Annotated in this window: 25 protein-coding genes and 1 riboswitch; of the genes, 9 read left to right on the top strand and 16 right to left on the bottom strand. The window is 71.6% G+C overall.

From position 1 onward, the window contains the following. Positions 1-5 precede the first annotated feature (5 nt). Genes ACFO0C_RS24320 through dxs form a run of 3 tightly spaced genes read right to left on the bottom strand, consistent with a single transcriptional unit; the run spans position 6 to position 4,649 of the window. Positions 6-1,361, bottom strand: coding sequence for an outer membrane protein assembly factor BamB family protein (locus ACFO0C_RS24320; protein ID WP_378068949.1), 1,356 nt, complete (start codon positions 1,359-1,361; stop codon positions 6-8). Positions 1,362-1,380: 19 nt separating this feature from the next. Continuing rightward, the gene (locus ACFO0C_RS24315) at positions 1,381-2,697 is read right to left on the bottom strand and encodes an outer membrane protein assembly factor BamB family protein (protein ID WP_378068948.1); all 1,317 of its coding nucleotides are present in this window, start codon (positions 2,695-2,697) and stop codon (positions 1,381-1,383) included. A gap of 41 nt (positions 2,698-2,738) precedes the next feature. Then, on the bottom strand, positions 2,739-4,649 hold the full coding sequence (gene dxs / locus ACFO0C_RS24310; RefSeq protein WP_378068947.1) for a 1-deoxy-D-xylulose-5-phosphate synthase: 1,911 nt from the start codon (positions 4,647-4,649) through the stop codon (positions 2,739-2,741). A gap of 143 nt (positions 4,650-4,792) precedes the next feature. Next, a riboswitch (ZMP/ZTP riboswitch) is annotated at positions 4,793-4,875 on the top strand. 13 nt (positions 4,876-4,888) lie between these two features. On the opposite strand from dxs, the gene ACFO0C_RS24305 reads away from it, so the two are divergent. Continuing rightward, a complete protein-coding gene (locus ACFO0C_RS24305; RefSeq protein ID WP_378068946.1) occupies positions 4,889-5,749 on the top strand; it encodes a bifunctional 5,10-methylenetetrahydrofolate dehydrogenase/5,10-methenyltetrahydrofolate cyclohydrolase in 861 nt (286 codons plus the stop codon). An 884-nt stretch (positions 5,750-6,633) separates the two neighbouring features. Here ACFO0C_RS24305 and ACFO0C_RS24300 read toward each other — a convergent pair. Together ACFO0C_RS24300 and ACFO0C_RS24295 are read right to left on the bottom strand one after the other, a co-directional pair. Then, positions 6,634-7,965: a class I SAM-dependent RNA methyltransferase gene (locus tag ACFO0C_RS24300; protein WP_378068945.1), complete on the bottom strand. Its 1,332-nt coding sequence runs from the start codon at positions 7,963-7,965 to the stop codon at positions 6,634-6,636. Beyond that, a complete protein-coding gene (locus ACFO0C_RS24295; RefSeq protein WP_378068944.1) occupies positions 7,962-9,989 on the bottom strand; it encodes an APC family permease in 2,028 nt (675 codons plus the stop codon). The genes ACFO0C_RS24300 and ACFO0C_RS24295 overlap by 4 nt, the downstream gene beginning before the upstream one ends. 113 nt (positions 9,990-10,102) lie before the next feature. Here ACFO0C_RS24295 and ACFO0C_RS24290 point away from each other — a divergent pair, with 113 nt between their 5' ends. Together ACFO0C_RS24290 and ACFO0C_RS24285 are read left to right on the top strand one after the other, a co-directional pair. Beyond that, the gene (locus tag ACFO0C_RS24290; protein ID WP_378068943.1) at positions 10,103-10,768 is read left to right on the top strand and encodes a potassium channel family protein; all 666 of its coding nucleotides are present in this window, start codon (positions 10,103-10,105) and stop codon (positions 10,766-10,768) included. Beyond that, positions 10,765-11,451 (top strand): potassium channel family protein, encoded by a 687-nt coding sequence (locus ACFO0C_RS24285; protein WP_378069143.1) that lies wholly within the window; start codon positions 10,765-10,767, stop codon positions 11,449-11,451. Before ACFO0C_RS24290 ends, ACFO0C_RS24285 begins: the two co-directional genes overlap by 4 nt. Here the strand turns inward: ACFO0C_RS24285 and ACFO0C_RS24280 are convergent. The 4 genes from ACFO0C_RS24280 to dut form a co-directional block, all read right to left on the bottom strand. Then, entirely contained in the window at positions 11,419-12,231 is an 813-nt protein-coding gene (locus ACFO0C_RS24280; protein WP_378068942.1) for a DUF3159 domain-containing protein, read from the bottom strand. The two genes, ACFO0C_RS24285 and ACFO0C_RS24280, sit on opposite strands and share 33 nt — an antisense overlap. After that, a complete protein-coding gene (locus ACFO0C_RS24275) occupies positions 12,228-12,605 on the bottom strand; it encodes an OB-fold nucleic acid binding domain-containing protein (RefSeq protein ID WP_360289424.1) in 378 nt (125 codons plus the stop codon). The genes ACFO0C_RS24280 and ACFO0C_RS24275 overlap by 4 nt, the downstream gene beginning before the upstream one ends. A gap of 88 nt (positions 12,606-12,693) precedes the next feature. Further along, positions 12,694-13,371 carry a DUF3710 domain-containing protein gene (locus tag ACFO0C_RS24270; RefSeq protein WP_378068941.1) on the bottom strand — a complete coding sequence of 226 codons (678 nt, stop codon included), beginning with the start codon at positions 13,369-13,371 and terminating at the stop codon, positions 12,694-12,696. A 28-nt stretch (positions 13,372-13,399) separates the two neighbouring features. Further along, positions 13,400-13,852 (bottom strand): dUTP diphosphatase, encoded by a 453-nt coding sequence (gene dut / locus ACFO0C_RS24265; RefSeq protein WP_378068940.1) that lies wholly within the window; start codon positions 13,850-13,852, stop codon positions 13,400-13,402. Positions 13,853-13,943: 91 nt separating this feature from the next. Here dut and ACFO0C_RS24260 point away from each other — a divergent pair, with 91 nt between their 5' ends. After that, positions 13,944-14,438 (top strand): DUF3093 domain-containing protein, encoded by a 495-nt coding sequence (locus tag ACFO0C_RS24260; protein ID WP_378068939.1) that lies wholly within the window; start codon positions 13,944-13,946, stop codon positions 14,436-14,438. On the opposite strand, the gene ACFO0C_RS24255 is transcribed toward ACFO0C_RS24260, so the two are convergent. Both ACFO0C_RS24255 and ACFO0C_RS24250 read right to left on the bottom strand, forming a co-directional pair. Continuing rightward, on the bottom strand, positions 14,407-15,225 hold the full coding sequence (locus tag ACFO0C_RS24255; RefSeq protein ID WP_378068938.1) for a hypothetical protein: 819 nt from the start codon (positions 15,223-15,225) through the stop codon (positions 14,407-14,409). The two genes, ACFO0C_RS24260 and ACFO0C_RS24255, sit on opposite strands and share 32 nt — an antisense overlap. Before the next feature lie 143 nt (positions 15,226-15,368). Continuing rightward, a complete protein-coding gene (locus tag ACFO0C_RS24250) occupies positions 15,369-15,665 on the bottom strand; it encodes a DUF4193 domain-containing protein (RefSeq protein WP_045743100.1) in 297 nt (98 codons plus the stop codon). Positions 15,666-16,010: 345 nt separating this feature from the next. Between ACFO0C_RS24250 and ACFO0C_RS24245 the strand changes: the two genes are divergently transcribed. After that, on the top strand, positions 16,011-16,565 hold the full coding sequence (locus ACFO0C_RS24245; protein ID WP_378068937.1) for a LytR C-terminal domain-containing protein: 555 nt from the start codon (positions 16,011-16,013) through the stop codon (positions 16,563-16,565). A 20-nt stretch (positions 16,566-16,585) separates the two neighbouring features. Here the strand turns inward: ACFO0C_RS24245 and ACFO0C_RS24240 are convergent, their stop codons facing one another. Further along, positions 16,586-17,407 carry an inositol monophosphatase family protein gene (locus tag ACFO0C_RS24240; protein WP_378068936.1) on the bottom strand — a complete coding sequence of 274 codons (822 nt, stop codon included), beginning with the start codon at positions 17,405-17,407 and terminating at the stop codon, positions 16,586-16,588. Positions 17,408-17,623: 216 nt separating this feature from the next. On the opposite strand from ACFO0C_RS24240, the gene ACFO0C_RS24235 reads away from it, so the two are divergent. Together ACFO0C_RS24235 and ACFO0C_RS24230 are read left to right on the top strand one after the other, a co-directional pair. Beyond that, on the top strand, positions 17,624-19,213 hold the full coding sequence (locus ACFO0C_RS24235; RefSeq protein ID WP_378069142.1) for an RNA polymerase sigma factor: 1,590 nt from the start codon (positions 17,624-17,626) through the stop codon (positions 19,211-19,213). 246 nt (positions 19,214-19,459) lie between these two features. Beyond that, on the top strand, positions 19,460-19,702 hold the full coding sequence (locus ACFO0C_RS24230; protein ID WP_317797349.1) for a DUF7455 domain-containing protein: 243 nt from the start codon (positions 19,460-19,462) through the stop codon (positions 19,700-19,702). 69 nt (positions 19,703-19,771) lie between these two features. On the opposite strand, the gene ACFO0C_RS24225 is transcribed toward ACFO0C_RS24230, so the two are convergent. The 4 genes from ACFO0C_RS24225 to ACFO0C_RS24210 form a co-directional block, all read right to left on the bottom strand. Continuing rightward, complete coding sequence (locus ACFO0C_RS24225; RefSeq protein ID WP_378068935.1) at positions 19,772-21,367, bottom strand: sensor domain-containing diguanylate cyclase; 1,596 nt, start codon at positions 21,365-21,367, stop codon at positions 19,772-19,774. A gap of 64 nt (positions 21,368-21,431) precedes the next feature. Continuing rightward, positions 21,432-23,162 carry a DEAD/DEAH box helicase gene (locus tag ACFO0C_RS24220; RefSeq protein WP_378068934.1) on the bottom strand — a complete coding sequence of 577 codons (1,731 nt, stop codon included), beginning with the start codon at positions 23,160-23,162 and terminating at the stop codon, positions 21,432-21,434. A 93-nt stretch (positions 23,163-23,255) separates the two neighbouring features. Further along, on the bottom strand, positions 23,256-23,870 hold the full coding sequence (locus ACFO0C_RS24215) for a trimeric intracellular cation channel family protein (protein WP_378068933.1): 615 nt from the start codon (positions 23,868-23,870) through the stop codon (positions 23,256-23,258). Between the two features lie 7 nt (positions 23,871-23,877). Next, entirely contained in the window at positions 23,878-24,102 is a 225-nt protein-coding gene (locus ACFO0C_RS24210; RefSeq protein WP_378069141.1) for a DUF3039 domain-containing protein, read from the bottom strand. A 166-nt stretch (positions 24,103-24,268) separates the two neighbouring features. Between ACFO0C_RS24210 and ACFO0C_RS24205 the strand changes: the two genes are divergently transcribed. Together ACFO0C_RS24205 and ACFO0C_RS24200 are read left to right on the top strand one after the other, a co-directional pair. Then, a complete protein-coding gene (locus ACFO0C_RS24205; protein ID WP_378068932.1) occupies positions 24,269-25,219 on the top strand; it encodes a pseudouridine-5'-phosphate glycosidase in 951 nt (316 codons plus the stop codon). Beyond that, entirely contained in the window at positions 25,216-26,115 is a 900-nt protein-coding gene (locus tag ACFO0C_RS24200) for a carbohydrate kinase family protein (RefSeq protein ID WP_378068931.1), read from the top strand. The genes ACFO0C_RS24205 and ACFO0C_RS24200 overlap by 4 nt, the downstream gene beginning before the upstream one ends. Positions 26,116-26,122 lie beyond the last annotated feature (7 nt).

Below are 26,122 nucleotides of genomic sequence, written 5' to 3'. Positions count from 1 at the left end.
CGGTATCAGATCCGATAGGCCCAGACCCGCAGTCCCCGGACATCCCGACAGACTACGTATCGATCGTCCCCGCCGCAGTCCCCATCCAGACCGTCGGCGGCCCCCAGATAGCGGACCTCGGTCGCGCCCGGCAGCACCGCCCCGAAGGCGCGCCCGCCGCCCTTCTCGTCACGCCACAGCAGCAGCGCATGCGCCCCGAAACCCTCGACCTCGCCGTCCCAGCCGGTCAGGTCGGCCCGGGGCGCCCCGGTCGTGGTGTCGACGAGCAGACCGGGACCGTCGTCCCCGGCGGGGGTCAGCAGCACCGCCCCGTCCCGGACGGCCAGCTCCGCCTCGGACGGCGCCGACCAGGCGACCCGCCCGGTCCGCCGGTCGAGGACCTGCACCTCGCGGTCACCGGCGGCGCAGAGCAGACCCGTGCAGGTGTCCGGCCCTCCGTCGGTGTGCAGGTCACGGACCCAGAGCCGGTCCAGGGTCCGTACGTCGTACCCGGCCTGCAGCCCGGCCTCCGGATAGCCGATCAGCGCCACGTCGCCGACCACGTCGCTGGTGCCGGGCCCGGCACCGGCCTCCTGGGGCAGTCCGGTCTCGCGCAGCACCGCACCGGTCCGGCCGTCGACCAGGCTCAGCCGGTCGGAGGCGGTGATCAGGACGGCGGCCGGGCCGTCGCCGCCGGCCGGTTCCGCGGTCACCGAGCCGCCCGGCGTGGCCGTCCACAGCACCGTGCCGGTGGCCAGGTCGAGACCGCGCACCTCGGTCCGGACCGGCGGCTCGACGTGCGGCTGCCCGTCGGCCGAGAAGTAGAGCATCCCCGGGTCGCCGGACTCCTGGTCGTAGAGCGTCCCGGGCCGGAAGATCCGGTCGGTGAGGACGGCCAGGCCGTCGCGCACCGGGGTGATCCGGTTCCCGGTGGTCCAGCGGATCGCCCCGGTGTCCGCGTCCAGCACGGTGCTGGACAGACCCGCGCCGACCAGCAGCAGGTCGCCGATCCGCCGTACCCGGACCGCGCCGAAGACGCCGTTGGCCGGGTCGAACGTGGCGCTGATCGGCACCTCGGCGCTCCACAGCCGGTGCGGGGAGGGCTGCGGGTCCCATGCGGTGAGGGTGCGGCTCCGCCCGGCCAGGACGAGCGTGAACACCCGCCCGCCGGCGATCTGGATGGCGGCCTCGGCGCCCGCCTCGGCCGGGATCAGCCCGAGCGGGCGCCAGAACGTGCCGCCCCGCGGTGCCGCGCCGGCCAGGGTCAGGACCATAACCACCGCCAGGGCCACGCCGAGCGGGCGGTACCGCCACGGGGGCGGATGACGGCGACCGGTGAGCCGATCGGGCGGGGCGTCCAGATCCAGCTCGATCAGCGCCACGCCACAACCTTCCTGAGGATCACGCCGCCTCGGCCCGGTAGGACCAGACGACCAGCTCGCCATACATCGACCGGCAGATCAGCCGCTCGGGGGCGGACTGGCACTCGCCGGTGCCGGCGGGCAACTCGGCGAGCACGCGCGGCCGGGACAGGCGCGGGGCCGCGACCGCGACCATGGTACGCGGATCCGCCCCGATATCCCGGATGACCAGCACTTCGCCGCCGGCCGTGGCGCCACCGAGCGGCCGCCAGCCGGTCAGGTCGACGAGCACCCGGCCGGTCGCCGGATCGACGAGCGCGGTCGGTGAATTCGGGCCGTCGGCGTAGGCGATGAGCCGCTTGCCGATGGTCTCGATGGATCGCCAGCCGGGCCGGTGCCAGCGCTGGTCACCGGTCGCCGGGTCGATCGCGCGCACCCCGTCCAGGCCGATCAGGCAGGCGAGCCGGCCGCACGGCTGGACCTCACGGGTGCTGTCGGCCGGTTCGGTCCACAGCGGCCGCAGTGTCGTCGCGTCGAACGCGGACACCTCGATCCCGGACGGCCCCGGGTGCCGCAGCAGGACCGCCCCGCCGACGACCAGCGGGTTCTCCGGGTCGTAGTTGGCGGCCGGCACCTTCCGCTCGGCGAGCAGGGCACCGGTGCGCCCGTCGTACAGCCGGGCGGTCAGGTCGTCGCGGACCATCAGCATCCGGGCCGTCTCCCCCGGCGGACCGGGCACGGCCAGCAGGACCGCCGTCGACGGGACCTCGACCTGCCAGCTGGTCGCGCCGGCAGCCGGATCGAGGGCCTCGACGGTCCGTTCCACCCGGCGGCCGGTGCCGGAGGACTGGCTGCGCACACCCTCGACGGAGAACACCAGGCCGGTGCCCTCGAAACTGACCACGCTGCGGGTGTTGTGCCACAACTGGTCGCCGGTCGTCAGCGAGACCGCCGTGGTGCCGGGCTCGGTGCTCCCGGCGCCCCACGGCCGCAGCAGCAGCAGGCCGTCACCGGCACGCAGCCGGTAGACCGGGATCTTCTGGTCGACCCGCCACTGCCGGGCGCCGGTCGCCAGGTCGTAGGAGGCGAGCACCCCGGCCGACTGGACCACCAGCTGGCCGGTGCCGGTCACCAGGTACGGATCGGCGGACCCGATCTCGACCCGGGTCAGGGCCGCCAGCAGCGGGGGCGGCGGCGGGCCGGACGCGGTGAGACCGAAGAGCACCAGCGCCGCGACGACGGCCGGGGCCAGCCAGGACGGCAGTGTGCGCCGCCCCGGCTGCCCGTACGTCATGGGCTCGCCCCGGTCGTAGCCGAGGTCGATGACCACTGGCCCGCGGACGGCGTCGACACCCATCCGCTAACGGTAACTTTTCAGTAACGAAGTTGCCCAGTGCCTCAGACGCGGATGTCAGGCTCCGCGAGACGAGACACCCACTCCGTCACCTCACGGGCCACGTCCTGCGAGGTCAGCCCCAGCGACGCCAGGATCTCGGCACGGGTGCCGTGCGGGTGGAAGCCCACCGGCACACCGAAGTCCCGCAGCGGCGTGGACACGCCCGCATCCCGCAGCGCGCTCGCCACCGCGTCGCCGACACCGCCGGCGCGCACCCCGTCCTCCAGGGTCACGACGGCCCGGTGCTGGGCGGCCAGGCCGGTCAGCTCGATCGGCACGGGACGGACCCAGCGCGGGTCGACGACCGTCACCCCGTACCCCTGCTCGGTGATCCGCTCCGCCGCCTCCAGAGCGAGACCGGTGAAGGAACCCACCGCGACCAGCAGAATGTCCTGCCGCTCGCCCTCGCGCAGCACGTCGACCTGTCCGACCCGGCGGATCGCCGGGGTGTCCGGCGCGACCGAACCGGTCGGGAAGCGCACGATCGTCGGGCCGTCCTCGACCGCGACCGCCTCGCGCAGCTCCTCCCGCAGGGTCGCGGCGTCGCGCGGCGCGGCGATCCGCAGCCCCGGCACCACGCCGAAGACGCTCATGTCCCACATGCCGTAGTGACTCGGCCCGTCCGGCCCGGTGATGCCGGCCCGGTCCAGCACGAACGTCACCGGCAGGTTGTGCATCGCCACGTCCAGCAGGACCTGGTCGAAGGCCCGGTTCAGGAAGGTCGCGTAGACCGCCACCACCGGGTGCAGGCCACCCATCGCGAGACCGGCCGCCGACGTCGCCGCGTGCTGCTCGGCGATGCCCACGTCGTACGTCCGCTCCGGATACTTCTTGGCCAGCGCGGCGATCCCGGTCGGCTCGGCCATCGCGGCGGTGATGCCCACCACGTCCGGCCGCTCGTCGGCGATCCGGACCAGCTCCTCGGCGAAAACGGCCGTCCACTTGAGCGACGGCTTGGCGGTCAGCGCCCCGGTCTGCGGGTCGAACGCCCCCGGACCGTGCAGGCAGTCCGCCTCGTCCTGCTCGGCCGGGCGGTAGCCGTAGCCCTTGCGGGTCACCGCGTGCACGATGACCGGCGCGTTGAAGCCCTTGGCCCGCCGCAGCGCCGACTCCATGGCCTGCTGGTCGTGGCCGTCGACCGGGCCGATGTATTTCAGGCCCAGGTCCTCGAACATCGGCTGCGGGCTGACCGCGTCCTTGATGCCCTTCTTGACCGCGTGCAGCACCTCGAAGACCGGCTTGCCCACCACCGGCGTCTGGCCCAGCGCGTCCTTGACCAGGTCGAGCACCTTCTCGTAGCCCGGGTTGAGGCGCAGCGTGGACAGATGGTCGGCGAGACCGCCGATGGTCGGCGCGTAGGAGCGGCCGTTGTCGTTGACCACGATCACCAGACGGTTGCGCGTGGCGGCGATGTTGTTGAGCGCCTCCCAGCACATGCCACCGGTCAGCGCGCCGTCACCGACCACGGCGACCACGTGACGATCCTCACCGCGCAGCGCGAACGCCTTGGCCAGACCGTCGGCGTAGGACAGGGCGGTGGAGGCGTGCGAATTCTCGATCAGGTCGTGGTCGCTCTCCGCCTGGCTCGGGTAGCCGGTGAGACCACCGCGCTGACGGAGCAGGTCGAAACCGTCCTGGCGACCGGTTACGATCTTGTGCACATACGACTGGTGGCCGGTGTCGAAGAGGATCTTGTCGCGTGGGGAGTCGAAGACCCGGTGCATGGCCAGGGTCATCTCGACCACACCCAGGTTGGGACCGAGGTGGCCGCCGGTCCGCGAGACCTTGGCGACGAGGAAGTCACGGATCTCCGCCGCGAGCAGGGTCAGCTGCTCCGCGGTCAGTCGCTTCAGATCACCCGGATTGGTGATGCTGGTCAGCAGGCCGGCCGGGGTCGAGGGGGAGTCGCTCATGAGGGTGGAGTCTATCCGCGCCGGGCGAGGACGCGACTTGAGCGAACGGACCGTCACCATTCCTCCACACAATCGCGACCTCCCCCGACCGGCGTACCGCCACACCCCGGGTGGGCGACCGGGAGAACCGTCCGGCATCCTGGAAGGCACGCAGCGACTGGCGGCACAGGGATGGTCGAACCATCGGGGAGCTCGTCACGCGGAGTCGACCGCCTGGGCTCCCGGCTGAGGAGTCACACATGTCCACTGCTCGTCTCCTGCCCGGCGCGCCCGTTGCCGAGGCGGTCCTCGACGACGTCAAGGCCCGGGTCGCCAAGCTGAAGGACCGCGGTGTCCGGCCCAGTCTCGCCACCATCCTGGTCGGCGACGACGACGCCTCCGCCGGCTACATCCGGATCAAGCAGAAACAGGCCGCCGAGCTCGGCTTCGAATCCCCGCACGAACACCTCGGCGGCGACGTCACCCAGGCCGACCTGCTCAAGGTCATCGCGGGGTACAACGACGACAAGGACGTGCACGGCGTCCTGATCCAGTACCCGATCCCCGCCCACCTCGACTACGACGCGGCGCTGCAGACCCTCGACCCCGACAAGGACGTCGACGGCATGCACCCGCTCAACATGGGCCGTCTCGCCGTCGGCCTGCCCGGCCCGCTCCCCTGCACCCCGGCAGGCATCGAGGCGCTGCTCGCGTTCCACGGCGTCGAGGTCTCCGGCCGCGAGGTGGTCATCCTCGGCCGCGGCGCGACCCTCGGCCGTCCGCTGGCCATGCTGCTGGCCCAGAAACGGCCCACCGCCAACGCCGCGGTCACCGTCGTGCACACCGGAGTCAAGGACTGGCCCCGCTACGCCCAGCGCGCCGACATCCTGATCGCGGCGGTCGGTGTCCCCGGCATCGTCAAGCCCGAGCACATCAAACCCGGCTCGGTCGTGATCGGCGCCGGCGTCCGCTACGAGGGCCGGCGCCTGCTGCCCGACGTCGAGGAGTCCTGCGCCGAGGTCGCCGGCGCGATCACCCCCCGCGTCGGCGGCGTGGGCCCGACCACGGTCGCGATGCTCTTCCGCAACGCGGTGGCCGCCGCCGAGAGAGCCAACCCCTGACCCATTCGGTACGCCGCGGACAGCCCTCAATCGCATCCCACGCAGCCCCGCCCGCGCCACGCGGCGGGGCTGCCCACTCAAACCCTCCAGCGCGCCCACCGGGCTGGCGCGTCCCAACACCACCAGCCGTCGCCCACACCGGTAATGCCACCCCCGAAAGCGCTCTGAGTCTTCACCACCGGAGGTTGATCGCGCGGGGCGTGAAACCTGCGGTCCGGTCGCGGTTGTCGCTGGTCGGGGTGAGGAGGGTGGCCTGGTGCGCGAACGACTTCTCGGTAGGAGTGTCAGGTCGGCACCCAGAGCCGGATACGGGTGCCGTCACCGCCCTCCTGGGGGCGGTGAACGCACCCAGACCCGACGACGGGTACATCCGACGCCCTGCCGAAGGACGGCACGCGCACCCGGTCCGACATTGGGCCCGCCCGACGCCCCACCGAAGGGCCGCCCGCGCACCCGGTCCGACATTGGGCCCGCCCGACGCCCCACCGAAGGGCCGCCCGCGCACCCGGTCCGGCATTGGGTGCTCCAGACGGTCCTCGTCACGGGGGCGATCCTTGACGAGTCGACCTGAACAGACAGGATGCGAGATTCGCCGCTGAACCCACGCCCCGGCCTCTGAGTCTTCACCACCCGGGGGCTGATCACGCGGGGCCGTGGAACCCCCGTGTCATAACCGCGGTTGCCGCCGGTCGGCGTGACGAGGACAGCCGGGCACGTCACGACGCCCCACCATCGGCGATGGCGAGTGCGGCTGCCGGGACGTCCCCCTTCCCCGACGACCCATCCGCAGCATCGCCGCCCCGACCCGGGTCCGGTCCGCCGGGCAGTTTCCTGTGTCCACAGTCAGGGTCGGCTTCCGGTCAGCGACGGCCGGCGGTCTGGGTTCAGGCGGGGAGCAGGTGGGCCACGCACTCCACGTGCTGGGTCATCGGGAAGCAGTCGAACGCCCTCAACCTCTCCAGGCGCCAGCCCAGGGAGACGAACGTCTTCAGGTCGCGGGCCAGGGCCGCCGGGTCGCACGCCACGTAGGCGATCGCCCGTGGCCGGGCCGCGGCCAGCGCGCGTACCACCTTGGCGCCGGCGCCGGCCCGGGGCGGGTCGAGCACGACCAGGTCGACCGGGCCGGTCACCCGGCGCCGGGTGAGCGCCACGTCGACCCGGGCCTCGACGACGTCGGCCAGCGGGCGGCCGTCCGCACGGATCAGCCCGGCCAGGTTGGCGCGGGCCGAGGCCGCCCCGGTCGGGGACGACTCGACGACGGTGACGCGGGCGCCGGTGCGTTCGGCGACGGCGGCGGCGAACAGCCCGGCACCCCCGTAAAGGTCCCACGAGGTTTCGCCGACGGCTGGGCGCAGCATCTCCAGGACGGCGTTAACCAGGGTGTCCGCGGCCGACGGGTGGACCTGCCAGAAGCCTTGCGGCGGGATCCGCCAGGCGCGGCCGGCGGCGAGTTCGATCACCTCGGGCGGGCCGGAGAGCCGGAACAGCGCGCCGCCCTCCTGCGCTTCGGAGAGGTCGTCGCCGGCGGCCGGGCCGGCTGATCCGGACGGGCGGCCGAGGACCGCGACGTCGCCGCCGGTGGACGCGACCGCCTGCAGGGCGTCGACGTTGGGCCAGTCGTTGGCGAGCACGTCGAGGTCCTGGATGGCGGGGTGGGCGATCCGGCAGCGGTCGATCGGTACGACCTGGTGCGAGCGGTGCTGGAGCAGGCCGGGGCGGCCGGCGGCGTCGATCGCGTACCGGATCCGGCTGCGCCATCCGAGCAGTTGCCCCGGATCGTCACCGGGACGGTCCAGCGGTGGCGGCAGCGCTTCCACCCGTACCGCATGCTCGTCGGGGTCGAGACCGGCCAGACGGGTCAGCTGTTCCCGGACCACCTCGGTCTTCCACCGCAGCTGTGCCTCGCCGGAGGCGTGCTGGAGGTCGCAGCCGCCGCAGCCGCCGGGCCGGGCGTACGGGCAGGGTGGGGTGACCCGGTCCGGGGAGGCCTCGTGGATCTCCACGGCGTCGGCCCGGAGGTAGCCGCGGTGGAGTTCGGTGATCTCGGCGGTGACGCGTTCGCCGGGCAGCGCGTGCCGGACGAAGACGACCCGTCCGTGCGGGCCGCCGATCCGGGCGACGCAGTGGCCGCCGTGCGCGGGCGCGCCGACGACGACCTCGACGCGGTCGCCCTCGATCAGGTCCTCGGCCGACTGCCGGTCGTCGGCGATGGTCATGGCTGGTCACCGTCCTCGGGTTCGAGACCGGGCTGGACGCGGGGGCCGCGGGCGGGCGCCCGGCTCAGCACCCGGTCCAGCCGGTCGAGGTCGCGGTCCTGGCTGGAGCGCAGCTGCCACGGCACGCTGACCACCATCACACCCGGTTCGAAGAGCAGCCGGCCCTTGATCCGCAGTGCGCTCTGGTTGTGCAGCAGGTTCTCCCACCAGCGGCCGACCACGTACTCGGGGACGAACACGGTGACCACGTCGCGTGGTGAGGCGCGGCGCGTGTTCTTCACGAAGTCGAGGATCGGGCGGGTGATCTCCCGGTACGGCGAGTCGACCACCGTGAGCGGCACCGGCAGCTGCCGTCGCTCCCATTCGGCCTGGATGCCCCGGGTGTCGTTGTCGTCGACGTTCACGGTGACCGCGGTGAGCGTGTCCGGCCGGGTGGCCTGCGCGTAGGCGATCGCCCGCAGGGTCGGCTGGTGCACTTTGCTGACGAGGACGATGGCGTGGTTGCGGGACGGCAGGACGGGCCGCTCGTCGGTCGGTTTGAGTTCTTCGGCGACCCGCGTGTAGTGCCGGTGGATGGCCACCATCAGCGCGTAGATCACGATCATCGCGGCGATCGCGATCCACGCTCCGAGCAGGAACTTGGTGATCAGGACGACGATCAGGACCGCGCCGGTGAGGACCATGCCGAACGTGTTGATCGCCCGGGAGCGGATCATCCGGCGCCGCCGTTGCGGGTCGCGCTGTGTCTTCAGCAGCCGGTTCCAGTGGATGATCATGCCGAGCTGGGACAGCGTGAACGACACGAACACGCCCACGATGTAGAGCTGGATCAGCCGGGTCACCTCGGCCTCGAAGGCCACGATCAGCACCATGGCGGCGACCGCGAGGAAGAGGATGCCGTTGCTGAACGCCAGCCGGTCGCCTCGGGTGTGCAGCTGGCGGGGAAGGTACCGGTCCTGGGCGAGGATCGAGCCGAGTACCGGGAAGCCGTTGAACGCGGTGTTCGCGGCCAGGAAGAGGATCAGGGCGGTGACCGCGCCGACCAGGTAGAGCAGGATCGACCCGCTGCCGAAGACGGTCTCGGCGAGCTGGGTGGTGACCGTCTTCTGGACGTAGCCCTCGGAGGCCGCGTTCGGGATGATCTGCAGCGTCGGGTTCTCGACGAACTTCAGGTGGGTCGCCTGGGCCAGCAGGATGATGCCGTAGAGCATCACGATCGACAGGCTGCCCAGCAGCATCAGCGTGATCGCCGCGTTCCGGCTCTTCGGCTTCTTGAATGCGGGCACGCCGTTGGAGATCGCCTCCACACCGGTGAGCGCCGCGCAGCCGGACGAGAACGTCCGTAACAGCAGGAAGGCGAAACCGGCCTGGGTGAAGTCGTCCTCGGCGACGATCGTCAGGTCGGCGCTGGGCGCCCGCAGGTCGTCGCCGAGCACGAAGACCCGGACCAGGCCGGTGAGGATCATGCCGACGATGACGATGATGAAGAGATAGGTGGGTACGGCGAAGGCGACCCCGGACTCCCGCAGGCCGCGCAGGTTGAGCGCACTCAGCACCAGGATCGCGATGATGGCGATGACGACCTTGTGGGTGGCCACCCAGGGGACGACCGAGCCGAGGTTGCTCACCCCGGACGAGATCGACACCGCGACCGTGAGGATGTAGTCGACCAGCAGCGCGCTGGCGACTCCGAGCCCGGCCTTGGATCCGAGGTTGACCGTCGCCACCTCGTAGTCGCCGCCGCCGGAGGGATAGGCGTGCACGTTCTGCCGATAGCTGGCGACCACCGTCACCATGACCACCGCGACCGCGAGCGTCACCCAGGGCGAGTAGAGGTAGGCGGCCGCGCCGGCGATCGAGAGGGTCAGGAGGATCTCGTCGGGCGCGTACGCCACGCTGGAGAGCGCGTCGCTCGCGAAGACCGGGAGCGCGATCCGCTTGGGCAGCAGCGTGTGCTGCAGCTTGTCCGAGCGGAACGGCCGGCCGAGCAGCAGCCGTTTGGCTAGAGAGGTGGTACTTGCCACGAGTGCCAAGCGTACGGGCGCACCTTTCGGCGTGTGGCCCGCCCCGGACAGCGTCCACACGCAGGGCATGGCAGGCTCACACTGGTCCGTACAGATTCGGGAGGGCACGAACCGTGCACGTGGTCATCATGGGGTGCGGCCGGCTCGGTTCGACGCTGGCCCAGAAGCTCGACGCCCAGGGCCATCAGGTGGCCGTGATCGACCGCGACGCGGACGCTTTCCGCCGCCTCGGCGACGGTTTCGGCGGCGTCACGGTGAACGGCATCGGCTTCGACCGTGACGTGCTCCGCGCCGCCGGCATCGAGCGGGCCGACGCGTTCGCGGCCGTCTCCAGCGGCGACAACTCCAACATCATCTCGGCCCGGCTGGCCCGTGAGACGTTCGGTGTCTCCCGGGTGGTGGCCCGGATCTACGACTCCCGGCGCGCGCAGGTCTACGAGCGCCTGGGCATCCCGACCATCGCCACGATCCGCTGGGCCGCCGACCGGATGTACCGGTTCCTCGTGCCGGATCAGCGGGTCGAGGTGTTCCGCGACCCGACGAGCGTGGTCAGCATCGTCGAGACCCCGCTGCACCGCGACTGGATCGGCCGCACGGTCAAGTCACTGGAGGACCGGACCGGCGCGCGGGTCGCCTACCTGGCCCGGTTCGGCATGGGCACCCTGGCCCAGCCGTCGGCCGTCCTGCAGGACGGCGACCAGGTCTACATGCTGGTCACCGACGAGACCGTGGACCAGGTGCTGGACATCGCCCAGGGCGCCGACAAGGAAGGGAACTGACCGTGCGCATCGCCATCGCGGGAGCCGGCAACGTGGGCCGGTCGATCGCCCAGGAGCTCATCGGCAACGGGCACGAGGTGATGCTGATCGAGCGGCACCCCCGGCAGCTCTGCCCGGAGCGGGTGCCCGAGGCCCGCTGGGTGCTCGCCGACGCCTGCGAGCTGAGCAGCCTGGAGGAGGCGGACCTGGCCGGCTGTGACGTGGTGGTCGCGGCGACCGGCGACGACAAGGCCAACCTGGTGGTGTCGCTGCTGGCCAAGACCGAGTTCGCGGTGCCGCGGGTGGTGTCCCGGGTGAACCGGGCGGAGAACGAGTGGCTCTTCACCGAGCAGTGGGGTGTCGACGTCGCGGTGAGCAAGCCCCGTCTGATGGCCGCCCTGGTCGAGGAGGCGGTGACGGTCGGCGACCTGGTCCGGCTGATGACCTTCCGGCAGGGCGAGGCCAACCTGGTGGAGATCACCCTGCCCAAGGACGCGCCCTACGAGGGCAAGCCGGTGCGCTCGGTGCCGATGCCACGTGACGCCGCTCTGGTCGCCATCCTGCGCGGCAAGCGGGTGCTGGTGCCGACGCCGGACGACCCGCTGGAGTCCGGCGACGAGCTGATCTTCGTGTGCACCAGCGACGTCGAGGACCAGGTCCGTGCCGTGGTGCTAGGCGACCGGGGTCTCCCGCCGCTGGGCTGACGTCACCCGGTGGATGGCCCAGATGGTGAAGGCGAAGGTGGCGGCGTAGATCGGCCAGCTGACCAGGATCCGGACGATGCCGATCGCGTTCGCCTCGCCCATCAGATAGAGGACCCCCTGGATGCCGGCGCGCACGCTCAGCGAGACGGCCCAGAGCACGGTCAGCCACTGGAAGGTGCGGAACAACCGGGCATTGCCGAACCAGTCCTGCTTGCCCCGGTTGGCCATGATGCCCCACGCGTAGCCGATCAGGGGCTTGCGGAAGGCGACCGAGATCAGCAGCACCGCGGCCTGGCCGAAGGTGAGCAGAATGCCCGGCAGATAGAAATTCTTCGCATCCCCGGTACGCCACGCGAGCCACGCGCCGAGCGCGATGCCGAACAGGCCGTTGACGGCGTGCCGGACCGGCTGCCGGCGGGCCAGCCGGACACCGCCGATGGCCAGCGCCGAGCCGACCGAGCCGACGATGGCCCAGAGCAGCGACTCGCGTTTCTCCAGGCCCAGGGCCTCGAGGCTGAGGATCACGTTGAGCAGCACGAAGGCCAGCACCGGGACGCTGGACTCGATCAGGCCCCGCACACCGCCGAGCTGGTCGGCGATCTGCTCGCTCATCGACGGGAAGGGCTCCTCGTCGCCGGGCTGCCCTTTCGTGACGGCGTGCAGGTCCTGCTCCGCGATGATCTCGGCGGCCAGCTTCTCCTCGGCCTCCCCGACGAGCTCACCGAGCCGCTCCTCGACCGACTCGTGCGCGGCGTGCCGCGGCTCGCTTCCGGGTGTCACCGGGGCGCCTCCAGCTCGTAGTAAGGGTTGTAGATCACCTTGCGGTCGTCCCGGATCGCTATCCGCCCCCGCGCGGTGAGCTGACGCCCCGGTTCGATGCCGGCGATGGACCGGCGCCCCAGGAAGACCAGCGTGACCACGTCGCTGCCGTCGTAGAGGTCGGCCTCCAGCGTAGGCAGGTTGGTCCGAGGAGTGTACGCCACCGTGCGCAGCCGCCCCGACACCGAAACGACCTGCCCACGGCGGCACTCGCCGGCCGGGACCGCGCCGCACTTGGCGCTGTCCCGCTGCAACTCCTCCGCGTCCAGCTCCGAGTCCGTCGCCGTCAACCGGCTCAGGAACCGGCGGAACCCGGTGCGCTCTTCGGTCGTCATGACTTCGCCGTCACCCTTCGTCGACGCGACGCAGTCTGCGCGTGTGCTCGGCACCCACGCTACGCCCGAAGCGCACCGGTGATCTAGGTCACTGCGGCCGATTGCCGTTCGCGGCCTGCTGGGCGGCCGCGGCCTGCCCCTGCTCGGCCATCTCCCGCGGCAGCCGCATCGGAAGCGGCTCACGCACCGGGCGGGGCTCGTTGTCCCGGACCACGACCAGGCCGGACAGCACGTCGGCGAGGACGCCCTCACGACCCGGGTCGGAGGCGGCCGCACCCTGGTAGAGCGCCCGCACCATCCAGCGCGGGCCGTCCACGCCGACGAACCGCACGTCGGCCGGGCCCTCCGGGGTGTTCACCCGGGCCACCAGCTCCACGCCGTACCGCCCGTCGACCTCGCGGGGGGTGACGCCGTCGGCGGCCATCGCGCCGGCGATCTCGGCGCGCACCTCGCTCCAGATGCCCTCGGTCTTCGGCGCGGCGAAGACACCCAGCTGGAGGGCGCTCTCGCCGTCGACGAGGACGACCTGCTCGACGCCGCCGTCCGGGTTGGCCTGCACCCGCACCTCGACGCCCTCGATCGCGGGGATCTGGAGGCTGCCCAGGTCGAGCCGCTGCACACCCTCCGGGGCATACCGGACGTCCCACGGGCCGAACTCGGGCGCCGGCGGTGTGCCGTCGGAGGCGAGGCTGTCGGCGAGCGCCTTGGAGGGCGGCGCGTCGGCCGCCCGGACGTGCTTCGCGGCACCGCGCTTACGGGAGAACATCACTGCCAGCCTTTCCGTTTCGCAAAGCTCAGAGGGCCTGGTGGCCGCCGGTCGAACCGTGCCCGCCCGTGCCGCGCGCGGTGTCGTCGAGGGCGTCCACGGCGTGGAAAGCCGCCCGTTCCACCCGCTGGATCACGAGCTGGGCGATGCGGTCGCCCCGGGAGATCTTGACGGTGTTCTCCCGATCGTGATTGATCAGGTTCACCAGGATCTCGCCACGGTAACCGGCGTCGACCGTACCGGGCGCGTTGAGGACCGTCACCCCCAGTCGCGCCGCCAATCCGGAGCGCGGGTGAACCAGGCCCACGAAGCCCTCCGGAAGAGCGATGGCGACACCGGTGCGGACCTTGACCCGGGCGCCCGGGGCGATCTCCGCCTCCTCGGCCGCGACCAGGTCGGCGCCGGCGTCACCCGGATGCGCGTAGGCCGGCAGGGGCAGATCCGGGTCGATCCGGAGGACCTGGACGTTCACATCGGTCACGGCGGGTGTTCCTTCACTGGGGTACTGCGGGCGGCACCTACCCTGCCATCCTGCCGCGCCCCGCCACGGAGGCGCGCCGTACCCTTCGAGGGTGACACCCGAGTCCCCGGTCCGCACGGTCGCCGCCCATCAGGAGCGGCTGAGTCTCCCGTGGTGGGCGTGGCCGGCCGCCTTCGTGGGCGGTGCGATCCTCGCCACCGAGCTGATGCTGGGGCTCCCCGAGCTGCCCGTCTGGCTGCCCTACGCGGTGCTGCTCCCGCTCAGCCTGCTGATCCTGGCCCCGCTGAGCCGGCTCCGGGTCGAGGTCACCCCCGACGAGTTCCGGGTCGACGACGCCCGCCTGCCGGTCGAGTTCGTCTCCGGCGTGGTCGCGCTGGACGCCGCGGGCAAGCGGGAGGCGCTCGGCGTCGGCGCGCACCCGCTGGCCTTCGTGGTGCAGCGGGCCTGGATCGGCCCGGCCGTGCAGGTGCTGCTCGACGACCCGGCCGACCCGACACCGTTCTGGGTGGTCAGCACCCGTCACCCGGTCGAGTTGGCGACGGCGCTGCTGGAGGTCAGCCGCCGAGCTCGCGCCGAGCGGGCTTGATCAGCGCGGGTGCCGGTTTGCGTAGATCGGCGTGGACGCTCTCGCCGACCTGCCGGGTGGCCCGCCGGTTGAGGTAACTGGCGACCACCGCGCCGGTCAGCATCGGGCCGAAGGTGGTCAGGTTCCGGCCGAACCGCTTCATCAGCGATTTCTGCAGCTCCTTGCGGGTGGCCGTGCCCAGCACGGTGGCCACTCCGACGCCCGGGACCAGCGGGTTCACCCCACGCCTCCCGGACCACGCCTCGACCAGCCGCAGGGCCCGCTCGCCGACGGTCCCGGTGATCGGACGGCGGTAGATCTCGTGGAGCTCGCCGATCAGCTTGATCTCGATCGCCACCACGGCGACCGTCTCGGTGGCCAGCAACACCGGCGCGGAGAGCAGGGCCGGCGTGGCGACCCACTCGACCGCGGCGATGCCGCCCCCGGCCGCGCCCACCCCGGCCGTGGCCCGGGCGGCGTTACGGATCAGGCGCTCGGCCAGCTCCGTGTCGTCCAGGCCGGGGAAATGCCGGCGCAGGGTCTCCCGGTCCCGGACCGGGATGTGCGGGGCCAGCGTGGTGACCTGGTCGGTGACCCACTGCAGGGCCGCCTTCGGCCGGAACAGCCGTCCGGCGCCGCTGCCGCGGACCTGCCCGGCGAGCCGGCCGAGAAGCCGGCGCCGGCCACCGGGCTCCAGGTCGTCCGCGGTGAGGGCCGCCACGGTGCGGCCCGCCTCCTCCGGCGCGGGGGTGGTCTCGGCAGGCACGATCTCGGCACCGGGTTCGGTCGCGCGGTCCGGCTGGCTCATCGTCGTCCTTCCCGTGGTCGTCACCGGCATCAGTGCCCGGTCATGACCCAGGGTCAAACCCCCTGTCAAACCCCCCGTGAACGCCGTACGCCCGACCGCGACTACCGCGATCGGGTGATGTGGCGCGCTGCGCGCGAGTGCGCTCAGGCGCACTCGCGGCAGATCAGCTCCCCGTTGCGTTCCACCGCGAGCTGGCTGCGGTGGTGCACGAGGAAACAGCGGGAGCAGCGGAACTCGTCGGTCTGCATCGGCAGCACCTTGACGGTGAGCTCCTCGTCGGCGAGGTCGGCGCCGGGCAGCTCGAAGCTCTCCGCAACCTCGACCTCGTCGACGTCCACTGCGCCCGACTGTGAGTCGGCGCGGCGGGCCTTGAGCTCCTCGAGGCTGTCCTCGCCGAGGTCGACCTCATCGCGACGCGGGGCGTCGTAGTCGGTGGCCATCGGTCTTCACTCTCCTGTATCGATGTGTCACTTGGCGTTTGTAACGCCATTGGCAGGGTTTCGGTTCCCGGTTCCGCCGGCCGATTTCTGACACCCGTTCGGACCTCAGAAACTGCCCCGGTGGGCGCGGAACATTACCGCTGACGCGGCAGGCTTGTACGCACTCCGGCGGCACATTGTTCCCGATGTGACCGAGGCGACATCAAAGTAGGGGCACCAGCCACTGGATCATTGTCAACGCGCCGGAAGCATTCCCTGTTTCCGCGCCCCTGGCGGACAGACGTTAACCTCTCGACAGGCCTGGGCACCTTACCCGGGTCCGTCCCCCGATCCTGGAGCCGACCCATGAGCTTTGCCCGCGTCCGAGCGCTGGTAGTCGTCGGCGTGCTCGCCGTGGCCGCGGTGGTCTTCGTCGTCGTCACTCTCGTCCGGGACTCGCAGCGCGGGAGCGTCAACGGCAGCGACTGCCCGCCCGGGGCGCCGATGGCCGACATCCGGCTCCCGAACGACCCGGCCGTGGTCAAGGTCAAGGTCTTCAACGGGACCAACCGGGCCGACCTGGCCGAGCAGGTCAGCAACGAGTTCGCGAACCGTCGCTTCGTGGTCGAGAAGCCGGGCAAGACCAAGACCAAGGTCGAGGGCGTCGCCGAGATCCGCTACGGGCCGGACACCGTCGGCAAGGCGCAGCTGCTCCGGGCGTACTTCCTGGCCCAGTCGACGATGGTCTACAACGCGAAGCGCAAGGGCGACGTCATCGACATCATCATCGGCGACAAGTTCCAGCAGCTCGCGACGACGACCGAGGTCAACCAGTCGCTGGGCGCCGAGGGCGAGCCGACGCTGCCGCCGGGCGCCTGCCGCAAGCCGGTCACCGAGACCACCGAGCCCGAGACCGAGTGACCCGGCCGTGGCCGGCGCCCTCACGGGCCGCCGGCCGCGTCCAGCTCGACCAGTGCGTCGTGCAGCGCCGGGAAGATCGCCGGCGGGGCGGCCACGAGCATCCGGTCGCCGGCCGGCTCCCCGGAGAGCCCCGCGACGATCAGGCCGGCCTCGGCCGCGATCAGCCCACCGGCGGCATGATCCCACAAGTTGAGACCCTTCTCGAAGTACGCGTCGAGCGAACCCTCGGCGGCCAGGCAGAGGTCGAGGGACGCCGCGCCGAGACGGCGGATGTCACGCACCCGGGTGATCAGCCGGGCGAACACCGCCCCCTGATGGGCCCGTCGTCGCGCGTCGTAACCGAACCCGGTGCCCACCAGGACCTGGTCCAGAGTGGTCCGCTCCGAGCCGCTGAGACGCCGCCCGGCCCGCCAGGCACCACCGCCCAGGGTGGCCGTCCACTCGTCACCGGTGGCCGCGTTGACCACCACGCCGGCCACCACCACGCCGTCGCGCTCGGCGGCCAGCGACACGGCGTACTGCGGCAGGCCGTAGAGGTAGTTCACGGTGCCGTCGATCGGGTCCAGGATCCAGCGGACGGCACCGGGCGCCACGCTCAGGGAGTCGCCGTACTCCTCGCCGAGCACGCCGTCACCGGGTCTCTCCGCCGCCAGCGCCTCCACCACCTGCCGTTCCACTGCCTTGTCCGCCGCGGTGACCACGTCGGTGTCGGTGCTCTTGGTCTGGACGTCGCCGATCGCCTCGGACCGCATCCTGCGGGCCGTCACGGCCGCCTCCCGGGCGATCCGCACCGCCAGGGACAACAGCTCGCCGGGTGTCGATACCACCGGAATCTCGCTCACGTGGGTGTCCTCTCCGCCGATAGCATTCTCATGTCAGGAGTCTCTGACGAGGTCGTCGGGCCCCCGCGGCGTGCTGTGGGCGGAGGATCTCGGTAAGCGGCGCTACAATTCACCCCTGCCCACCGCTTCACGGACACGCCACCGGTACGGTCCGTGACCCGGGGGCCCCCACAAACCGACTCCAGCAACACTCGCCCCCGCGTGCTGCGCTGGACCATGGCCGTGCCCAACCTCATCGCCTCCGGAAGGTCATTCGTGACAGAAGCCCACCAGAACGGTGCCGACGTTCGCTCTCTCACCGAGGCCTTGATCACCCATGCCCAGGGTGCTGGCGGGCAACTCACATCGGCCCAGGTCGCGCACACGCTCGAGTCCGCCGCGGTGAACCCGGCGCAGGCCAAGAAGATCCTGCGCGGGCTGGTGGACGCCGGCATCACCGTCGTGGTCGACGGTTCGGCCAGCACCCGCCGGCCGAAGGTCGCCGCCGCCCGCTCCACCACTCCGGCGTCCCGGGCCACCACCGCCAAGACGGCGCCGGTCAAGAAGGCGGCGCCGGCGCCCAAGCAGGCCGCACCGGCCGTCGGCGGCGACGCCACGGCCGGCCCGGCCAAGAAAGCCGCACCGGTCCGCAAGGCGACCGCGGCCAAGGCCGCGGTGCCGGCCAAGAAGGCCGCGCCGGGCAAGCCCGGTGAGGAGGGCCCCGGCGAGGAGATCGATCCCGCCGAGCTCGCCGCCGCGGTCGAGGACGTGGTGATCGAGGAGCCGGCCGCCATGGTCGCGGCCGCCGCCACCGACGCCGCCAGTTCGGCCACCGACGGCGACTTCGAGTGGGACGACGAGGAGTCCGAGGCTCTCAAGCAGGCCCGCCGTGACGCGGAGCTGACCGCCTCGGCCGACTCGGTCCGCGCCTACCTCAAGCAGATCGGCAAGGTTCCGCTGCTCAACGCGGAGCAGGAGGTCGAGCTCGCCAAGCGGATCGAGGCCGGCCTCTACGCCGCCGAGCGGCTGCGCGCCGCCGACGAGGGCGAGGAGTCGCTCGAGCGCAACTTCGAGCGCGACCTCAAGTGGATCAACCGGGACGGCGAGCGGGCCAAGAATCACCTGTTGGAGGCCAACCTCCGTCTCGTGGTGTCGCTGGCCAAGCGCTACACCGGTCGTGGCATGGCGTTCCTGGACCTGATCCAGGAGGGCAACCTCGGCCTGATCCGCGCGGTCGAGAAGTTCGACTACACCAAGGGCTACAAGTTCTCCACGTACGCCACCTGGTGGATCCGCCAGGCCATCACCCGCGCCATGGCCGACCAGGCCCGCACCATCCGCATACCGGTGCACATGGTCGAGGTCATCAACAAGCTCGGGCGCATCCAGCGCGAGCTGCTCCAGGACCTGGGCCGCGAGCCCACCCCGGAGGAGCTGGCCAAGGAGATGGACATCACGCCCGAGAAGGTGCTGGAGATCCAGCAGTACGCCCGGGAGCCGATCTCGCTCGACCAGACGATCGGCGACGAGGGCGACAGCCAGCTGGGCGACTTCATCGAGGACTCCGAGGCGGTCGTCGCGGTGGACGCGGTCTCCTTCTCGCTCCTCCAGGACCAGCTCCAGCAGGTTCTCCAGACGCTGTCCGAGCGTGAGGCGGGTGTGGTCCGGCTGCGGTTCGGCCTGACCGACGGCCAGCCGCGCACGCTCGACGAGATCGGCCAGGTCTACGGGGTCACCCGTGAGCGGATCCGGCAGATCGAGTCGAAGACGATGTCCAAGCTGCGGCACCCGTCGCGGTCCCAGGTCCTGCGCGACTACCTCGACTAGGACCTTTGGTCAACATTCAGTGTCTGATTGGTCACCACCCGTACATCAACGGGTGGTGATCAGACCGTTGTGCAGAAGTGATCGTTGACGTGGCACCCTTGGATCACGGCACACTAGCTGGAACCACGGTGTGATCCCGGTCCCCCCGGGGCACTCTGGGAAGGCTGCAACGGTGCAGGGTGTTGCACGATGTGTGAGCAGTAGCCGAGGAACATGTTCATCGGTGACGAACAGAGGAGGAAGGCGATGACCCCGACTCTCACGCCGTCGGCAGGAAGTCTGGCCGGCCCCGCAGCCGATGAACGGTGCGACCGCTGCAATGCAGCCGGGAAGCTCCGTTTGACCCTGGCGGGTGGCAGTGAACTGGTTTTCTGTGGCCACCACGCCAACCGGTACGCCGAGGACCTGGTGAAGATCGCGGTTCAGTACGCGGCTGAGCCCGAGTTCACCTGGCGCGGCGCGGACATGATGTCGAACTCCAGCAACTAGCAGCGGTCCCCCAACCGAGACGTGTGACAAGAACGGGCGTTCCCCCTGCAGGGAGCGCCCGTTCTGCGTTCAGGCGGCGAGCGCCGCCTCGTCCTCGGCGCACAGCCGCACCCCGTCGCCACCGGCACGCTTGATGGCGTACATGGCCTCGTCAGCGCGTTCCAGGGCCGCCGGGAGCTCGTCGGCGAAGGCCACCGCGACCCCGATGCTCAGCGTCGCGGGGCAGTCCGGGATCGCCCGTATCGCCTGGACCATGCGCACGGCGACGTCGGCGGCAGTGGCCTCGTCCCGCCCGTCCAGCAGCGCCGCGAACTCGTCGCCACCCAGACGCGCGACCAGGTCGCCCGGGCCGGCCTGGGCCGTCAGGGCCGCGGCGATGGCACGCAACGCCGCGTCGCCGGCCGCGTGGCCGTGCGTGTCGTTGATCTGTTTGAACCGGTCCGTGTCGATGAGCAGCACCGCGATCCGGTGAATCGCCGCGTCGTGGCCCGTGCGGGCCAGATTCACGGCGTGGTCGAAGGCGCGCCGGTTGGCGATGCCGGTCAGCGCATCCAGGTCCGCGGCCCGGGACATCTCCTCGTGCTGCTGCCGCAGGGCGTCCAGGTCCTTCAGGGTGCGGGCGGCGTGCAGGGTGTTCAGCCGCTGGCGCCAGAGCGCGCCGGCGAGCGAGTCGCCGTAGGCCAGGGCCGCTGCGGCGTCCGCCGAACCGAGGTTGGCCATCAGGACCGTGCGGGTGCGGTGGGTGCTCGCCACGGCCAGCCAGTCGGCGTCCGCCGGCAGGTCGCGGACGGCGTCGGCCATCACCCGCAGGGCCTCCTCCGGGCGGCCGGAACGGCTCAGTGCGACGGCGTAGAACGGCTTGCCGAGCGTCATCGCGGCCGGCATGAAACCGCGGGCCTCCAGCCGGGCGAGGTAGATCTCGATGTCGGCGGCGGCTCCGGCCGGGTCGTCCCGGTCCGCACGGGAGCAGGCGGCGTAGAGCAGCGCGTTCTCCCGCCACGCGTCGGCGTCGCCCCCGGAGACCTCGTCGGCGGCCCGCATGGCGTACCGCTCCGCCTCCGCCGTGTGCGCCTCGGCCTCGTCGACCTGGGAGATCTGGTAGAGCTCCAGAGCCCAGCCCAGGTGCATCTCGGCGAGGTTGAGCAGCCACATGGCCCGGTTGCCGTTCTGTCCGTCGCCGGCGCGGCTCATCTCGTAGGCGGAGTGGAACTGCGGGGCCGCCAGCTCGTAGAGGCGCAGCTCCCAGTAGCCGATCGCCACCGCCACCAGCGAGTTGACCGCGGCGATCGGCTCACGTTCCTCGGCGGCCAGCGCCTCGGCGGCCACCAGGTCGCGCAGCACCCGGTCCACGTCGTTCTCGGCCGGGTCGATCTGACCGAGACGCAGGCGCTGCCAGGCCCGGCTGGCCAGGGCGCAGGCACGCCATCCGGCGCTGCCCTCCCGTTCGGTGGACGGGAGCATCAGGTCCGAGGCCTCGACGGCGGCGGCCGGGTCGCCCTGGGCGATGAACGAGACGACCCGGACGAAATGCATGCAGGCCGGGCCGTCGGCGAGATCACCGGTGGCGGCACGGAGCACCTCTTCGGCGCGTTCCCGGGCGGCGACGGCCTCACCGGTCTGTGCGTGCTCCAGAAGGCGTACCGCCTCGAGTGTGATCTCCCGCATCGGGCCACCTCCCCCCGGCGCTCTATCGGCGCCGGGGAGACGGGTCCTGAGGGAATCGGTGGCCCTAGAAGGACTGGATCGTGGCGATCCGTTCCTCCAGCTGCTCGATGGTGGCCTGGGCGCTGGGCGGGCCGCCGCAAATCCGGCGCAGCTCCGCGTGGATCTTGCCGTGCGGCAGGTTGGTCCGGTGATGGTGGGCCGCGACCAGGGTGTTCAGCTGGCGGCGGAGGCTGTTGCGCCGCTCCCCCGCGCTCATCGGCACGACCGGCTCCGGACGGGCCGGCGTCTCCGGCTTCGGCTCCTCCGCCTGACGCCTCTTCTGCGCCGCCATCTGGTCGGTCTGGCGTTTGTTGAGCAGGGTGGTCACCTGGTCCGGGGTGAGCAGACCGGGCAGCCCCAGATAGTCGGCCTCCTCCGCGGTGCCGGTGAGCGCCCCCGTGCCGAACGACGTGCCCTCGTAGATGACCTGGTCCAGCTCGGCGGTCGCGGAGAGCGCCTCGAACATCTTGTCCAGGTCGCCGAGCGCGTCCTCGGTCTTCTGCGCCCGCTCCAGGATGTCGTCGTCGAGCCCGTCCTTCTCCTTGGGCGCCCCGATCACGTGGTTGCGCTGCGCCTCCATCTCGCTGGCCAGCCCCAGCAGGTGCGGGACGCTGGGCAGGAAGACGGTCGCGGTCTCGCCGGGCACCCGGGACCGCACGAACCGGCCGATCGCCTGGGCGAAGTAGAGCGGGGTGGACGCGCTGGTGGCGTAGACGCCGACGGCCAGACGCGGGATGTCGACGCCCTCCGACACCATCCGGACCGCGACCATCCAGCGTTTCTCCGAGGCGGCGAACTCGGCGATGCGGCCGGAGGCGCCGTCATCGTCGGAGAGGACCACGGTGGCGGACTCGCCGGTCAGGTCGTGCAGAAGCTTCGCGTACGCCCGGGCGGACTGCTGGTCACTCGCGATGACCAGGCCGCCCGCATCCGGCATGCCGTGCTCACGGATCTTCGTCAGCCGGGCGTCGGCGGCCCGCATCACCTGCGGCATCCAGTCGCCCCGGTGGTCCAGAGCGGTCCGCCACGCCTGCGCGATCAGGTCCTTGGTCATCGGCTCACCCAGGCGGGCGGCCAGTTCGTCACCGGCGTTCGTGCGCCAGCGGGTCTCGCCCGAGTACGCCATGAACAGCACCGGCCGGACGACCTGATCACGAAGCGCGTCGGCGTAGCCGTACACCGAATCGGCTTTTGATCGTTGAATGCCGTCCTGACCGCGCTCGTAGGACACGAACGGGATCGGGTTCTCGTCGGACCGGAACGGGGTCCCGGTGAGCAGCAGGCGCCGCTCGGCCGGCTCGAAGGCGTCCTTGACCCCGTCGCCCCAGGTCCGCGAATCGCCGGCGTGGTGGATCTCGTCGAGGATGACGAACGTGCGGCGGGAGAGGGTGCGCCGTTTGTGCACGGCCGGCGCCATGCCGACCTGGGCGTAGGTGAGCACCGCGCCGTGGAAGTCACGCGACGAATGCACGTCGGAGTTGCGGAATTTCGGGTCCAGCTGGATGCCGACCCGGGCCGCCGCGAGCGACCACTGCGTCTTCAGATGCTCGGTCGGGCAGACCACGGTGACCGCGTCGCACGTGCCGTCGGCGAGCATCTCGGCCGCGATCCGCAACGCGAACGTGGTCTTGCCGGCGCCGGGCGTCGCCACGGCCATGAAGTCCTCGGAACGGCGACGAAGGTACGTCACCATCGCCTTACGCTGCCAGTCCCGCAGCGGCGGAAAGATCTCCAGGTTCGGCACAGGCGGGCTCAAGCTGCGGTGATCCCTTCTCCCAAGGAAAAACCCCCGCGATGAAGGGGCGCGGAGGCGGGGTCCAGCATAGCCGTGGAATGTTGCCGGGCAGCGTCACGGCACCGCGACGGGAGCCGACCAGCGCCGTCGCAGCGCGATCAGGCGGACCACCGTCATGACGACCGCGGCGACCGCGAGCGGGATCACCCCGGCCTGGCCGATCCGGTGCAGGACGGCCACCACCACGGCGCCGCCGAGGGCGACGATCGCGTAGATCTCTCGTTGCAGCACCACCGGGATCTCGCCGGTGAGCAGGTCGCGGGTCAGTCCGCCGCCGATCGCTGTGAGCATCCCCACCAGGCAGGCGCCGACTGCCGGGACGCCGGCCTCGATCGCCTTCAGCGTGCCGGTCACGGTGAACAGGCCCAAACCGGCGGCGTCGAGTGTCAGCACGGTCCGCCGCACCCGGTGCAACGCCGGGTGCAGCCAGAACACCACGACCGCGGCAGCCACCGCGGTCACCGCGTAGCGCCAGTCAGCGAACGCCAACGGCGGCGTGGCACCGATCACCACGTCGCGCAGGATGCCACCACCGAGCGCGGCCGCGAAGCCGACGAACGCGACACCGAACAGGTCGAGTCGTTTCGCGACGCCGGCCGAGGCGCCGGAGGCAGCGAACACCGCCACACCGATCAGATCCGCGACGAGCAGCGGATATCCGCCCGTCACGCCCCGATCAGGCCTTCATGGCTTCGTAGATCTCCTTGCACTGCGGGCAGACCGGCGACCCGGGCTTCGGCGACTTGGTCACCGGGAAGGTCTCGCCGCAGAGTGCAACCACGAAGTTGCCCATGACCGCGCTCTCGGCGATCTTCTCCTTGCGGACGTAGTGGAACATCTCGGGACCGGTGTCGGCGTCCCGGGTCTCCGGACGCTCCAGAATCTGCGTGCTCACAGCTATCTGCCCTTCTGAAATAAGCCAAGCTCCGGCCGCCAAGTCTGACACCTCACGCCTGACCGGTCCAACGACAACGCGGAGGGTGGGCACGGCCCGCCGGAGCGTGGCGTGACGGGTCTCGCGTCCGGTCCCGGGATCATGGCGGCTGCTCGCGCCGTACGGTTTACCCGTGACTGACTTCGCGATTCGATACGGCGAGCACGTGACCCGTGCCCGGCGGGACGGCCGTCCGGTGGTGGCCCTGGAGAGCACGATCATCTCGCACGGGCTGCCGCACCCCGACAACATCCGGGTGGCGAGGGAGATCGAGCAGGCCGTCCGGGACAACGGGGCGGTGCCGGCGACCATCGGCATGATCGACGGCGAGGTGATCGTCGGCCTGGAGGACGCCCAGGTGGAGCGGCTCGCGTCGGCCCAGGCCGTGGCCAAGCTCTCGGTGCGTGACCTGGCGATCGCCGCGGCCCGGCGCGCCGACGGGGCGACCACCGTCGCGGCCACCAGCGCGATCGCCGCGGCGGCCGGCATCGGCGTGTTCGCCACCGGTGGGCTCGGCGGCGTGCACCGGGAGGCGAACGTCACGTATGACGAGTCCGCCGACCTGACCGCGCTGGCGCGGACACCGATCGTCGTGGTCTGCGCCGGGGTGAAGTCGATCCTGGACGTGGGCGCCACCCTGGAGCGGCTGGAGACCCTCGGCGTCTCCGTCGCCGGTTACCGGACACGCCGCTTCCCCGGCTTCTTCATCACCGACGGCGGTTTCGACCTGGACTGGCAGCTCGACTCGCCGGAGCAGGTGGCCGACTTCATCCGTGCCCGGACCGCGCAGGATGTCGCCGAGGCCGCGCTGGTGCTGGCCAACCCGCTGCCCGCCGACGAGCAGCTCGACCCGGCACTGCACGACCGGACCCTGGCGACCGGCCTGAACCTGCTGGCCGAGCAGAACATCACCGGCAAGGCGGTCACCCCGTTCCTGCTGGGCCACTTCCACTCCAGCACCGAGGGCCGCAGCCTGGCGGTCAACATCCGGATCATCCTGCGCAACGCCGCGCTGGCCGCCCAGATCGCGGTGGCCGCGACCGACGGCTCCAACGCGCCGGTCGGCTTCGCCGTGCCGGCATGATCCTCGTCGTCGGCGACCTGGTCACCGACGTCCTGGTCGAGCACGTCGGAGAGATCCGGGCCGGCTCGGACACGGACGCGGCGATCCGGGTCGCCGGTGGCGGTCAGGCGGCCAACACGGCGGCCTGGCTGGCCCACACCGGCCAGGAGGTGACGCTGATCGCGGCGGTCGGTGACGACCAGGCCGGCCGTGACCGGGTTTCCGAGCTCACCGCGGCCGGGGTGCGGTGCGCGGTGCAGGTCCTCCCGGGCGTGGCGACCGGCAGCGTGGTGGTCCTCACCGGGGCGGCCGAGCGCACCATGATCACCGACCGGGGCGCGTCGCTGCGTCTCGACGCCGATCATGTCGCCGCCATGGTCGCCGCCGCTCCGGCCGGCAGCCACCTGCACCTGTCCGCCTATCCGCTGCTGCACGCCGGCTCCCGTCCGGCGGGCCTGGCGGCCCTCACGGCCGCCAAGCGACAGGGGATCACCGTGAGCGTCGACGCGGCGTCGGCGGCTCCCTTGCGCGATGCCGGGGCCCAGGAGTTCCTTTCCTGGGTACGGGGAACCGACCTGCTCCTGTGCAACGCGGACGAGGCCGACGTGCTCGCCGGGCCGGGCAGCGCGGCCGACCAGGCGGGGCGGCTCACCATGTGTGTGCGCGACGCCGTGGTGAAACAGGGCGCGGGTGGCGCGGTGTGGGCGGGGCCGGACGGGGTGTGGCCGGTGGCCGCCGACCCGGTGCCGGTGAAGGACCCGACGGGCGCCGGTGACGCCTTCGCGGCCGGACTGCTCGGCGCGTGGTGTGCGGGCGCGGCCCCGTCGGACGCGCTGCGTGCCGGCGCCACCCTGGGCGCGCTGGCCGTCTCCCGAATCGGCGCCCGCCCAACCCCTCTGCTGGCGGGCCAGCCGTAGCTCAGCC

Source organism: Actinoplanes subglobosus (assembly GCF_042650585.1).
Taxonomy (GTDB): domain Bacteria; phylum Actinomycetota; class Actinomycetes; order Mycobacteriales; family Micromonosporaceae; genus Actinoplanes; species Actinoplanes subglobosus.
This window is presented reverse-complemented; position numbering and strand designations above follow the sequence as displayed.